The sequence below is a fragment of the Luteitalea sp. genome (assembly GCA_009377605.1).
Taxonomy (GTDB): domain Bacteria; phylum Acidobacteriota; class Vicinamibacteria; order Vicinamibacterales; family Vicinamibacteraceae; genus WHTT01.
This window is the reverse complement of sequence record WHTT01000025.1, coordinates 63,046-75,179: the sequence shown is the minus strand read 5'-3', so window position 1 is coordinate 75,179 and position 12,134 is coordinate 63,046. Positions and strand designations below refer to the sequence as shown.

The window sequence follows — 12,134 nt, the reverse complement described above, 5'->3', positions numbered from 1 at the left end:
CGGCTTCACGCTCATCGAGTGCGTCACGGCGCTCGCCATCATCGTGGTGCTGGCCGTCGGTGGTGCAACGCTGGTTGAGCGCGCTGTTCGCGCGGGCCAGCAGGCACACGCCCGAACTGTCGCCACCGCGTTGGCAGCGGCAAAGATGGAGGAGCTGCGAGCGCTGACGTGGCGGTTCGATCATCCGGCTGCCGGAGCCGACGTGCGCATCTCGGACTTCGTCTCAGACCTCACGCAAACGCCGCCCGTCGCAGGTGGGCCCGGGCTCCGAGCATCGCCCGCGGACGCCGCCACGCGCAACACGCCTGGTTACGTGGATTACATCGACGCGCTCGGGCGCAGTGTCGGGACTGGGACGTCGCCACCCCCGACAGCGCACTACGTGCGGCGATGGGCCGTCGTACCGCTTGCCTCGGATCCAGAGGACGGGCTCGCCTTCGTCGTGGTGGTCTCGACGATCGTCGAGCAGACGCGACCGACAGACGGGAGCTGGAATGTCGCCAGGCTCGTGTCGTTCAGGTCGCGAACGCGACCATGAAATGGCGCATGCTTCAGATCCTGCAAGCTTTGCCCGCCGGCGTGGTGCACCTTCTGCGACGTTTCTGCGTGACTGGGACGGCTTGAAGCCGTCTGGCGGTGCGTTTCCCTATCGATCTCCTTGGCTCAACGCTTGCACATCGCTATTGGCATGGCGATGAACCGCCAACCCCTCGGACGCCACGTTGCCGCGTCGGCCGGTGTGACGCTGCTGGAGCTCGTGGTGGCCATGGCCATCACGCTGGTCGTTGGCGCCGCCGCTGTGCTGCTGCTCGGTCCTGCGCACGACGCGTTCCGGCGCGAATCAGAGGCGAATGACACGCGCCACCGAATGCGCGTCGCCGCTGACGTCCTGAGAACTGGGCTTCGTGGGGCAGGTGCCGGCGTCTACGGGGCGCAGCACCCCGGCCCATTGGTTCAGTGGCTGCCTCCCGTCCTGCCGCGGCGCATGGGGCGCTGGTCACCGGACCCACCGACGACCGCCTTCAGTGACCGAGTCACCACCCTCGGCATACCAGCGACGGCGCTTCAGGCACCGCTCGCAAGCGCGATGAGCTCTCGCGGTGGCCCCGTCGAGGTCGATAACGGTTCAGGATGCCCTGTCGCTCGCGCGGCCTGTGCGTTTACTCCAGGCACGCAGGCTCTCGTATTCGATCGGACGGGGGCATGGGACCCGATAGTGGTTACAGACGTGACGGGCAACGCGCTCGGCCACTGGCCACCGCAGCTGTCGAAAGCCTACGAGCCGGCGGAGGACGCGCAGGTGGTCGCACTCGAGATGCAAGTGCTGTATCACGATTCGAGCAGACGCCAACTGCGGCGCTACGACGGCAATCAGTCGGACTTGCCTGTGGTAGACGAGGTCGTCGAGCTCGAGCTCAGCTACCTTGCCGACCCCGCGCCGCCACGTTCGCCGCCACCACCAGGCGTCGAGGACGAGACCTGCGTCACCAGTGCGGATGGCTCACCGATACTGCCGGCGCTCGGCCCGACACCAGCACCGCTCGTCGAGCTGCCGCTTGCTGCCTTTGCCGATGGACCCTTTTGTGGCGAGCCGGCCAATCACTGGGACGCTGACCTGCTGCGCGTGCGTGCCGTCCGCGTCCGGCTGCGTGTGCAAGCGCGGGATCCTGCAGTGCGCGGCCCTGATCCGCGCCTGTTCGTCAACCCCGGTCACGCGAGTGGAAGTCGGCTCCTCGTGTCAGATCTCGCCTGGGACTTCCAGGTCGCGCCGCGTAATCTCAGCTTCGGGCGGTAACCACGATGTCATCTTGTTGCCTCGTTACGCGTTCACCTCCTCACGGCGGCACCCGACTGCTTTCCGATCGCGGCGCAGCGCTGATCCTCGCGCTGTTGGTGACGCTACTTCTCACCGTTGTTGGCAGCGCGCTGATCATGGCTGTCGCGACAGAGCATCTCATCACAGCGAATGATCGTGACGCGGAAGAGTTGGTGCACGCAGCCGATGCCGGTCTCGAACGCGCCTTCCTGGAGCTCTCACATGTGCCGGTATGGACCGACGTGCTCACTGGTCGTGCGCTCTCGCGCGTTCGTGATGACACGCTGTTGCCCCGCTTTCCGGACGGCCGCATCGTGAGTCTCGTCGACCTCACGCATGACGTGCAAACAACTTCTGACCGCGGGCCATGGGGAGCCAACAACCCGAGGTGGCGTCTCTTCGTTTATGGAAGCCTCGCGGACGTCGTGGGCCTGACGCTGGAAGGTCCACCGCTGGCATATGTCGTCGTGTGGGTGGCTGATGATCACGCCGATGGAGACGGGAATCCGCTGCAGGACGACAACGACACCGTCACTCTCCGTTGCGAGGCTTACGGTGTTCGTCATGGGCGGCGCGCAATCGAGGCGACCGTTGCGCGAGTAGATCCATATCCGGCACCGCTGAGCGTTTTGTCATGGCGGTTGGCTGAATGAGGTCCCGTACGGAGCATCGTGAATCCAGGGCGGCACCGCGCCCACGCAGCGTGCTATCATCAGCGTTATGGCTGCGCAAATGCTCGCGCGCGAGGCCCCCGCGAGGTGGTGGGTGGATGTGGCGCCGGAAATTCGGCGCTGGTCGCGCGACGAATATCAACGTGCCGGAGAGCTCGGCATCTTTGGTCCTGCCGAACGGTTGGAGTTGATCGCCGGAGAGGTGGTACGTAAAGTGACCCCTCAGCGCAGCATGCATGCGGCCGCGGTTCAGCGTGTGAACGAGGCCTTTCAACGCTATGTTGGGCCTGCGCGCAGCGTTCGTGTCCAGCTACCTCTTGGGCTTGGCGATGACAGTGAGCCTGAGCCGGACATCGCCGTGGTTAAGCGGGTTCCCGACGGTCATGCTAGCGCCCATCCAACGACCGCGCTGCTTATCGTTGAAGTCTCAGATACGACGCTCAGGTTCGATCGCATGACAAAGGCCAGCCTGTACGCACGTGAGGGGATCGCTGACTACAGGATTCTCAACCTACCAGACCGCGTACTCGAGTGCCATCGTGCCCCAGCGCCGATGGCCGATCAGCCTTTCGGATACCACTATCGCAGCATCACACGACACACCGAGGACGAGCAGGTGACGCCGCTTTTCGGCGGTCCACCAGTTCTCGTTCGCGATCTTCTTCCTCTGGTCTGATCTCCTCCGCGTCTTAGATTCGCAGGCCGACCTCGCGGAGGCTCGTTGCGAGCTCCAGCTCCGTCACGTCGGTCACGATCGCTGTACGCCCGATGTCTACCGGCAGCACGAAGTGGAGCGTGCCGCGTACCACCTTCTTGTCGTGTCGCATGGCTTCGAGACAGGCTGCCGCCGAGAGATCCGCCACAGTGGGAAGCGGGCCCATTCGAGTCAGCAGCTCGTCGAGCGCTTCATGAGCGTCGGCGGCGAGTGACCCGCGCGTGCGCGCGAGCCACGCGGCGGCGCGCATCCCGTAGGCTACTGCCTCGCCGTGGCGGAACCGTCGATACTTCGTGACCGCCTCGAGGGCGTGCCCGACTGTATGGCCAAAGTTGAGCGTGCGCCGCAGCCCTTGCTCGCGTTCGTCGGCGGCGACGACCTCCGCTTTGATGCGGCAGCACTCGGCGATGATCGGCACGAGCACCTCCGACTCCCGTGCGACGATCTGTGGCAGTCCCACCATCAACTGGTCGAAGAGCGGCCGGCTCGCAATGACCGCATACTTGACCACCTCGTACAGCCCCGCGCGGAACTCGCGTCGCGACAGCGTGCGAAGAACGAGCGGATCCGATACCACCAGTCGGGGATGATGAAAGGCGCCAATGAGGTTCTTGCCAAGCGCATGGTTCACGCCGACCTTACCGCCAATCGCGCTATCCACTTGCGCGAGCAGCGTCGTTGGCACCTGCACATACGAGATACCACGCAGGAACGTGGCCGCCGCAAATCCTCCCAAGTCGCCCAAAACGCCGCCACCCACGACCACGAGCTGCGTGCTTCTGTCCGCGTTGGCGCGGATCAAGGCGTCGTAGACGCGCTGCACCGTGGTGAGCTGCTTCGCACGCTCGCCATCCGGTACGAGGATGGGCTCGGACGTGGGCAGGCCAGCGGCGATGGCCGCGCCGTGCAACCGCCAGATTCGTGGGCTCGAGAGCACGAACCGCGGCGCACCCTCGGGCAGGACGGTCCGCATCACGTCGGCCAGGCTACCGAGAAGGCCATTCTCGATTTCGACGGCGTAGCCGGTCTCGGGACCGGCGTGGACAGGGATGTGCATGATCAGGATTCAGGAATCAGGCTTGCCTAGCCGTAGCTCGCCGGAGACGAGCGAAGGCTGGAATCAGGAAACAGCCCTTCGACGCGTGTGCGGCCTGCCATGAGCGAGCCCGACGGCCCGCCGACGGTGGGCCGTCAGACGAGTCGAATGGTAGGATAACAAGGGTCGGTTGTCTGCGCGGTTCGTAGATCGTCCGGCTGGCGCCTTGGCAAATCTTCAGACCGACTTTCTCATTCTTGGGAGCGGGATCGCCGCGCTTCGCGCTGCGGTCGAGCTGGCGGGGGCTGGCGACGTTCTCATCCTCACGAAGTCCGAGCCTGCAGAGGGCAACACGGGCTATGCCCAGGGCGGTATTGCGGCAGCCGTGGGTGCAGACGATGCGCCTGCGCTGCACGCTGCTGATACGATTGCGGCTGGCGGCGGCCTCTGCGACGAGCAGGCGGTCGCGGTCCTCGTCGGGGAAGGCCCCCGCTACGTGCGCGAGCTCGTCGACTGGGGCGCCTCGTTCGATCGGCAACCGGACCAGTCTCTGAGCCTCGCGCGCGAAGGGGCGCACACTGTTCGCCGCGTCTTGCACGCCCGAGATGCGACCGGACGCGAGATTGGGCGTGTGCTCGGCCGACGGGTCGCCGCGGAGACGGGCGTGCGCATTGTCGCCCACAGCCTGGCATGCGGCCTCGTAATAGAGCACGGCCGATGCCGGGGTGCGCGGTTCCTGACCGAAGAAGGCACGGCCGGTTGCGTGGAAGCTGCTGCGACACTCATCGCCACCGGCGGGGCGGGGCAGGTGTACGCCGAGACCACGAATCCAGAAGTGGCGACGGGCGACGGTATCCGGATGGCGTTTGCGGCAGGCGCCATGATCTCGGACCTGGAGTTCGTCCAGTTCCACCCGACGGTCCTCGACGTGCCAGGCGCGCCGAGATTTCTCCTGTCGGAAGCGCTGCGCGGTGAGGGAGCACGACTCGTGAATGGCGCCGGCGAGCGGTTCATGGCGCGCGAGGATCCGCTGGGAGACCTGGCGCCGCGCGATCGTGTGGCTCGCGCGATTGTTCGAGAGCGCGAGCGGTCTGGCCAACCGGTCTTTCTCTCGCTCCGGCATCTGCCGGCCGACGTGGTGCACGCGCGGTTTCCGCTCATTACTGACGCATGTCACATGGCGGGCCTCGATCTGGCGCGCGACCTGATCCCCGTGAGCCCGGCGGCGCACTACGTGATGGGCGGTGTTGCCACCGACCTGGACGGCCGAACGTCGCGACCGGGGCTGTTTGCAGCAGGCGAGGTTGCTTGCACGGGAGTGCACGGGGCGAACCGCCTGGCGAGCAACTCGCTCCTGGAGGGCCTGGTGTTTGGCGCGCGCGCCGGTGCTGCGATGCGGGCAGCCGCAAACAACGTCTCGGACTGGGAGGGACCGCGGCACGTAGAACTGTCGCTGATGCAGCGCCCAGAAGGCCCACGGTCTTCGCGCACCATGACCACTCGGGACGTTCAACAGCTCATGTGGAGCAATGTGGGGCTCTTCCGAGACACGGCCGGCTTGGGAAGCGCAGTAGCCCAACTCGAGGCGGCATGGCGCGGGCTGTCCGGTGACCTGCCTGCCTCGGTTGAGGCTGCGCGTCACGCGAGCCTCCTCACGGTGGCATTCCTCATGGCTCGGGCCGCCTGGCGCCGTGCCGAGAGCCGCGGCGCGCACTATCGTCTCGATGTCCCGCAGCGTGACGACAATGCCTGGAGCAAACACTGCGGCGACGTGTTGATGTAAACGCACCTCAGGACGAATCTTGAAGACAGAAGAAACTCATGACCGAACAGCGGAAGGACACGTTGGTAACGGAGATCACGCCCCAGTCCGAGGACTTCTCGCGCTGGTACCTCGACGTCGTGCGTCGGGCCGAGCTCGCCGACTACACGATGGTCAAGGGCTGCTTGGCGATCCGGCCGTATGGCTACGCCATCTGGGAGCACATGCAACAGGCGCTCGACCGCCGGCTCAAGGCGACTGGGCACGTCAATGCGTACTTCCCGCTCTTCGTACCTGAGAGCCTGCTCTCCCGCGAAGCAGACCACGTCGAGGGGTTCGCGCCGCAGGTCGCGTGGGTCACGCAAGGCGGCACGGAGACGCTCGAAGAGCGACTCGCGATCCGGCCCACGTCGGAGGCGATCATAGGCACGCTGTACGCGAAGTGGATTCAGTCGTGGCGGGATCTCCCCGTCTTGATCAACCAGTGGGCAAACGTCGTGCGCTGGGAGAAGAAGACGTACCCCTTTCTTCGCACGACCGAGTTCCTCTGGCAGGAAGGCCACACGGCGCATGAGACCGAAGCGGAAGCCCAGGAGGAGACGCTGAAGATCTTGGCGCTCTACAAGTCCTTTGCCGAAACGGAGCTTGCCATCCCGGTTGTCGAGGGACAGAAGACCGACAGCGAGAAGTTCGCGGGTGCGGTGCGCACCTATTCGATCGAGGGGCTGATGCAGGACGGCCGCGCGCTCCAGGCCGGCACGTCGCACATGCTGGGGCAGAACTTCGCACGGGCTTTCGAGATTCGCTTTCAGGGGCGCGACAAGTCGCTGGAGCATGCCTGGACGACGTCGTGGGGCGTGACGACGCGTCTCATAGGCGCCGTCATCATGACGCATGGCGACGACAGCGGTCTCGTGCTGCCTCCTCGCATCGCGCCACATCAAGTCGTGATCGTGCCCATCTCGCGCGGCAATTGGCGCGAGAGCGTGTTGCCAAAGGCGTGCGAGATTCGAGATCGTCTCGTCGAGCACGGCGTGCGCGTCTTTCTCGACGACCGTGATGCCTACACGCCTGGATGGAAGTTTGCCGAGTGGGAGATGCGGGGCGTGCCGCTACGTCTCGAGATCGGTCCGAAGGACATCGACAAATCTCAGGTGGTCCTCGCGCGGCGCGACACGCGGGAGAAGATATTCGTCCCCATCGAGGGACTTGCCGATCGCGTGCAAGGCCTGTTGACCGAGATTCAGGACGCCTTGCTGGTACGCGCGCGCGCGTTTCGCGACGAGCGCACCCTGCGGACCAGCTCGTACGCAGCGTTCAAGGACGCCATGGAGGGCCGTCCCGGATTCGTCGTCGCTCCTTGGTGCGGCGACGCGGCGTGCGAGGCGTCCATCAAGGCCGAAACGCAGGCAACGATTCGTAATCTGCCGTTCGCCGAAACGGAGCCGCCGCAGGGCGGCTGCATCCGTTGCGACAAGCCAGCCGTGGCTTATGCGTGGTTTGCTAAAGCGTATTGAAGGGATCAAGGGATCAAGGGAGGGTGGCTCATTCAGCGGGGTGAGGACGAAGTCTCCGGCTCGTCGGCCGCGGGGCCTAAAGGCCCCGCGCTACGCACGCCCGAAGGACACCCCTTGATCCCTAGACCCCTTGATCCCTTTACCCCTTGATCCCTTTACCCCTTTACCCCTTCTTCCTCCCCCACAGTGCCCGAAACGCTTCCGGCCAGTGCGAGGCCATCCGCTTGGCGGCGGCGTGTCGCTTCGTGATGCCCTCGCGAGCAATCACCGCCAGAAAGGCCGATTCGAGCTGCTGGCGGAACCATGAGTCGTCAGTCGTGGTCCATGCCGAGGCGAGGGTGTCGATGCACGACGCGTCCCCAACCTCTGTGAGTGCCGCAAGGAATCCGACGGGCACACGCCGATTGAGCTGTGCAATCGTTTCGCGCAAGTCGTAGACGGCAAGACGGCTGCCGCGGGAGGCCAGGGCCTGGTGCGCTGTTGCGCGGCAGAGCAGCCAACCAGCGCGCTGCGTGTCGTCCGCCTCCGTCGCTTCTCGTTCTCGCAGCATCACGATGAGCCGATGCAATGTTGTGAGGGGCACCCGGCCAGCTTCTCGTGCGACGTGACGGCGGAGCGCGTCGGGATCATTGGGTAATTTGCCACCGGCCGCCTCTTCGACGAGACGTGCCAAGTCGGTCGGAGCCACGGACGCCTCGTGTGGCTTGGAGCGCTCTTCGAGTGCCCTTTCACGCACGATCGGAGAGGCATCGTCCGCTAATCTCGCACGGAGGGGGGCCGTGACTGTCTCCTCGAGAGGTGCGAGGGCGTTCAGGGACGCGACTCTGACGCGATCATCCCGTGTCGCATCGAGCGCAAGCGCGGTGAGCTTGTCGACCGCCTCTGTCGCGATCCGATCCCGCGGAGAGACGACGTGCACGGCAACGGCATTGACGGCGGCGATGGCCACATCCGGATCGTCGTGCCGCAGGAAGCGCGAAGCTGGGATGAGCGCGCTCGGGGCGGCGATGCGTTCCAGGAGCCCCAGAATGCGCATCTGGCCGTCGGACGACGCCTCGGCCAGCGCCGTCACGAGACTGCGAACGGCGGCGTTACCTCGAATGGCCAGGCGCGCAGCAGCGGTCTCGCGCGCAACCTCGTCTCCCTTCAGTAACGCGTCGATGAGCGGCGCCGATGAACTCCGGGCCGAAACAGGCATGTTAGGCTGTTGGGGAATACCGTCCGGGCAGCATTGTACCCGTATCCGAGGTCGCTATGAAATGGCTTCTCATCGCCGGCTCCGCGCTGGTGGCGTGCACGAACGCGGCGGAAGCACCGCAGTTCCGCATGGCGCGCGCGGACGCGACTTTTCCCGGCGACGTGCAGGTCTCGCTCGAGGTGGCCGCCACGGAAGAGGAGCGTCAACGCGGCCTCATGTTCCGCGATGGGCTGGCGCCCGACGAAGGCATGATCTTTGTGTTCCCCGAACCGGGCGCCAATGGGTTCTGGATGAAGAATACGCTCATTCCGCTCGACATGTTCTGGTTGGAATCGGACGGGCGGATCGTGGCGATCCGGCAGTCCGTGCCGCCATGCGGGAACAAGAGCGACCGCGATTTCGATTGCCCCATCTATGAGCCTGGCCCTGCCGCGTCGAGCTCCATCTACGTCATTGAAACCGCAGCGGGCTTTGCGAAGCAGCACGGTATCGAGGTCGGAGACACGGTGGCGTTGGAGGGGATGCCGATCAAACGGTAGGGCGTAGGGCCGAGAGCGTGCGCGCGTACTCGAAAAAGGGGTTCCCGGTCGTCTGGCCGGGAACCCCTTTGTTTTGTTGCCCGCTAGCCTGCGCTACTGGGTAAGCCGAGCGATGAGGGCAGCGCGTCGGTTGAGTCGACGCGTTTCCTCACGCGCGTTGTCATGCTTCGGTCGCTCCTCACCGTAGCTCACTGTCTTGACCCGATCGGCACCGATGCCGCGCGAGGTGAGGTAGCTGCTCACTGCTCGGCCGCGACGTTCGCCCAGCGCCAGGTTGTACTCCGCTGTGCCGATGTTGCAGGTGTGGCCTTCGATCTCGAGCTGGAGGGTCTCATCCTTCTCCATGGCGGTCACAGCTTCGTCCAGAATTCGCGTGGCCTCTGGCCGCAGCGTGTAGCGGTCGAAGTCGAAGTGAACGTCTTCGAAGACGATCTCCTCGACCGTCGGCTTCACCACCTGGATCGTGACGGTGTCGGTCGCCGTGCCGCCCTTCCCATCATCCACCGTGCAGGTGACCGGCACCGGCCCCTCTTGCATCGGCGCGGTCCAGAGCGACTGGCGGTCCCCAGGGCTGGCAAAGTCTCCCGCTGGGGCCGACCACTTGTAGGTCAGCGGATCGCCATCCGGGTCTTGCCCGTCGCAGGTCACCGTCGAGCTCTTGCCGACCTCTACGGTGCACGGCTCACAACGCGCCTTGGCCGTGGGTGGCCGATTGGCCGGCGGCTCGGGCACCGGCTCCGGCGCCGGCGGCGGCGGCTGGTAGGCGCGTACGCCTGGGTGATAGCCAATGCGGAACTGGAACCCCAAGGGGTCGCCTGTGCGGTCTTCGAAGTCGGGGAAGTGGTCGCTGCGACTGTCGTGCGCCAGCGCCCAGCTCATCCCGCCACCGATGAAGAACCCGTTGTTGGAGAGGTAGGTGAGGCCCACGTTCAGGTCCAGTGGGTTCCGGATCTGGCTCAGCAGCGGCGAGGTGGTCTCATCGTCAGCAATGAGGCTGCCGTCGGAGACGATGACATCATCGGAATGCGCCTCGCCTACCAACTCGGCCGTGAGCCGGAGGGGACTTCGCGAGGGGACGCCAACGCCGAATCCGTAGCGGAAGCCGTTGGCGATATCGAACCCGTCTGGATCGCCCCGCTGCACCCATCCCACATAACCAGACAGTTCCGTCGTCTGGTTCGCTTCGCCGCTGATGATGGCGTCGATCAGGAAATCGGCTTCGCCACTGCTGGCGCCGCTGTCGCTGTCCCCGGTCGGTAGCTTGATCATCGGCCGCACGGCCAAGGCAAGCGGCCTTTGGTCCGCCTGCGAGAGAAAGTTGATCTTGCCGCCGACGTAGAGGTCGCCGACCTGATTGTCGGACCACCCCTGGGGTACCAGTGGCAGCTCGTTGACCGGACCGCCGGCCTCGTTGCCGTCCACGAAAATCGGACGCACGTCGCGGTCGACACGGCTGACCACCTGGAAGCTGCCGAACAGCTCGAGGCGGTTCCCTACGCCGACCCCGAACGTCACAGGCCACTGGGAGTAGTCCGTGAAGCCCTCCTGGCGGTCGAAATTGCCGCGATACCCGCTGATGGACCACATCCCGTGTGGAAGCACCTCGGCGATCGGCACGAACCACAAGCCGGAGTCGCCGTGGAAGGTGGTGGTTGCACGGCGCGTCCCGTCCGAAGCCAATGGTTCCGGAGCGGGCTGCTCCTGCACACTGGGCTGCTCGGTGGGTTCCTGTGGCGCCGGTTCCGCTTGCTGCGCCACGGATGGTGTCGCTACGCCCAGCCCGAGCAGTGCGATTAGACCTACCCGTTTGAATCGTCTCATATCAAGTCGACCTTGAAATTGACCTTCCAACGACCGTCTCGCGACAACCTCCCACACCAGTATCGGCCACAAAATGGTAAAGCTTCACCCGGTATAAGTCAATATCGTGTAGCGAGATGTGCTGAACTGTCAGGAGTTTGCTGCATTCTCACGCGCTGGTGAGCACCTATGGTCTACTACGGAATGCCCGTGTACTCTGCCGCTGTGGGGTATCTAAGAGGCGACAGCACACTGGTTGTCGGCAGGTTAGCTGAAGCGTTAAGAGGCTCGCCGCTGGCACGCCCATGCAATAACGATGCTTACCCCATAGAGCACAATCATGGGTGCTGCGACGATAGTCATGTTGACTGGGTCCGTGCTCGGGGTGATCAGCGCCGCGACGATGAAGATGACGAGAATTGCGTACTTAATGTTCCGCGCAAGGAATCCGGCCGTGATCAGGCCAATCCGCGCCAGGAAGAAGACGACCGTGGGCATCTCGAACACCAGGCCCAATCCAATCAGCAGGCGCACGTAGAGGGAGAAGGCGGACGCCACGCTTGGGAGGAAGGTCAGGTAATCCGTGCCGAAGCTCGCGAAAAATCGCCACGCGAATGGGAACGCGATGTAGTGCGAGAAGAGCGCCCCGGCCGTGAAGCAGATCGACGTCAGCCCGACGAAGGGAATCGCCCAGCGCTTCTCGTTCGAGTACAGACCGGGGGCAACGAATTGCCAGGTCTGCCACATGACGACGGGCATGGCGAGGATGAGGCCCACGAGCGCCGCCATCTTCATCTGGAGGAAGAACGCCTCCGTGGGCACCGTGTAGATCAGCGAGCTTCCATTCGGCAGCACGGCCGAAAGAGGCTCCATGATGAACCTGAAGATCTGTGGGATGAAAATACAGGCGATCAGGAAACCGCCGAGGAGCGCGTATATGGAGCGGATCAGCCGCTTGCGCAGCTCATCCAGGTGCTCGAGGAAGCTCATCTTCCCGCCGAGCTGGGGGTCGTCATCCGGCTCGAACGGCCCGGGCGGTTCCGGAGATGTGGGGACGGGAGCCAGCGCCATGAGCGAGGT

Annotated in this window: 11 protein-coding genes; 7 read left to right on the top strand and 4 right to left on the bottom strand. The window is 64.8% G+C overall.

Annotation, left to right across the window (positions count from 1 at the left end; genetic code table 11):
• From GEV06_10770 to GEV06_10755, 4 genes are all read left to right on the top strand, one after another.
• Positions 1-538, top strand: a 538-nt coding sequence (locus GEV06_10770) for a prepilin-type N-terminal cleavage/methylation domain-containing protein (GenBank protein ID MPZ18379.1), incomplete at its 5' end; no start/stop codon positions are given.
• A 156-nt stretch (positions 539-694) separates the two neighbouring features.
• Positions 695-1,795, top strand: coding sequence for a hypothetical protein (locus GEV06_10765; GenBank protein MPZ18378.1), 1,101 nt, complete (start codon positions 695-697; stop codon positions 1,793-1,795).
• A 5-nt stretch (positions 1,796-1,800) separates the two neighbouring features.
• Positions 1,801-2,469, top strand: coding sequence for a hypothetical protein (locus tag GEV06_10760; GenBank protein MPZ18377.1), 669 nt, complete (start codon positions 1,801-1,803; stop codon positions 2,467-2,469).
• Positions 2,470-2,536: 67 nt separating this feature from the next.
• Entirely contained in the window at positions 2,537-3,163 is a 627-nt protein-coding gene (locus GEV06_10755; GenBank protein MPZ18376.1) for a Uma2 family endonuclease, read from the top strand.
• A 13-nt stretch (positions 3,164-3,176) separates the two neighbouring features.
• Here the strand turns inward: GEV06_10755 and aroB are convergent, their stop codons facing one another.
• Positions 3,177-4,259, bottom strand: coding sequence for a 3-dehydroquinate synthase (gene aroB, locus GEV06_10750; protein ID MPZ18375.1), 1,083 nt, complete (start codon positions 4,257-4,259; stop codon positions 3,177-3,179).
• A gap of 205 nt (positions 4,260-4,464) precedes the next feature.
• Here aroB and nadB point away from each other — a divergent pair, with 205 nt between their 5' ends.
• Both nadB and GEV06_10740 read left to right on the top strand, forming a co-directional pair.
• Positions 4,465-6,021 (top strand): L-aspartate oxidase, encoded by a 1,557-nt coding sequence (gene nadB, locus GEV06_10745; GenBank protein ID MPZ18374.1) that lies wholly within the window; start codon positions 4,465-4,467, stop codon positions 6,019-6,021.
• A 38-nt stretch (positions 6,022-6,059) separates the two neighbouring features.
• Positions 6,060-7,517: a proline--tRNA ligase gene (locus GEV06_10740; protein ID MPZ18373.1), complete on the top strand. Its 1,458-nt coding sequence runs from the start codon at positions 6,060-6,062 to the stop codon at positions 7,515-7,517.
• 163 nt (positions 7,518-7,680) lie between these two features.
• On the opposite strand, the gene GEV06_10735 is transcribed toward GEV06_10740, so the two are convergent.
• Positions 7,681-8,715, bottom strand: a complete 1,035-nt coding sequence (locus GEV06_10735) for a hypothetical protein (GenBank protein MPZ18372.1) — start codon at positions 8,713-8,715, stop codon at positions 7,681-7,683.
• A 56-nt stretch (positions 8,716-8,771) separates the two neighbouring features.
• Between GEV06_10735 and GEV06_10730 the strand changes: the two genes are divergently transcribed.
• Positions 8,772-9,254 (top strand): DUF192 domain-containing protein, encoded by a 483-nt coding sequence (locus GEV06_10730; GenBank protein MPZ18371.1) that lies wholly within the window; start codon positions 8,772-8,774, stop codon positions 9,252-9,254.
• 93 nt (positions 9,255-9,347) lie between these two features.
• Here GEV06_10730 and GEV06_10725 read toward each other — a convergent pair whose 3' ends face one another.
• Both GEV06_10725 and tatC read right to left on the bottom strand, forming a co-directional pair.
• A complete protein-coding gene (locus tag GEV06_10725; protein ID MPZ18370.1) occupies positions 9,348-11,075 on the bottom strand; it encodes an OmpA family protein in 1,728 nt (575 codons plus the stop codon).
• A 258-nt stretch (positions 11,076-11,333) separates the two neighbouring features.
• Positions 11,334-12,125, bottom strand: a complete 792-nt coding sequence (gene tatC, locus GEV06_10720) for a twin-arginine translocase subunit TatC (GenBank protein MPZ18369.1) — start codon at positions 12,123-12,125, stop codon at positions 11,334-11,336.
• Between the last annotated feature and the right edge of the window lie 9 nt (positions 12,126-12,134).

What these genes read in the sequence shown, in the direction of transcription:
- GEV06_10765 (MPZ18378.1), top strand. Translation starts at nt 695, where the DNA reads ATGAACCGCCAACCCCTCGGACGCCACGTTGCCGCGTCGGCCGGTGTG.
- GEV06_10760 (MPZ18377.1), top strand. Translation starts at nt 1,801, where the DNA reads ATGTCATCTTGTTGCCTCGTTACGCGTTCACCTCCTCACGGCGGCACC.
- GEV06_10755 (MPZ18376.1), top strand. Translation starts at nt 2,537, where the DNA reads ATGGCTGCGCAAATGCTCGCGCGCGAGGCCCCCGCGAGGTGGTGGGTG.
- aroB (MPZ18375.1), bottom strand. Translation starts at nt 4,259, where the DNA reads ATGCACATCCCTGTCCACGCCGGTCCCGAGACCGGCTACGCCGTCGAA.
- GEV06_10740 (MPZ18373.1), top strand. Translation starts at nt 6,060, where the DNA reads ATGACCGAACAGCGGAAGGACACGTTGGTAACGGAGATCACGCCCCAG.
- GEV06_10735 (MPZ18372.1), bottom strand. Translation starts at nt 8,715, where the DNA reads ATGCCTGTTTCGGCCCGGAGTTCATCGGCGCCGCTCATCGACGCGTTA.
- GEV06_10730 (MPZ18371.1), top strand. Translation starts at nt 8,772, where the DNA reads ATGAAATGGCTTCTCATCGCCGGCTCCGCGCTGGTGGCGTGCACGAAC.
- GEV06_10725 (MPZ18370.1), bottom strand. Translation starts at nt 11,075, where the DNA reads ATGAGACGATTCAAACGGGTAGGTCTAATCGCACTGCTCGGGCTGGGC.
- tatC (MPZ18369.1), bottom strand. Translation starts at nt 12,125, where the DNA reads ATGGCGCTGGCTCCCGTCCCCACATCTCCGGAACCGCCCGGGCCGTTC.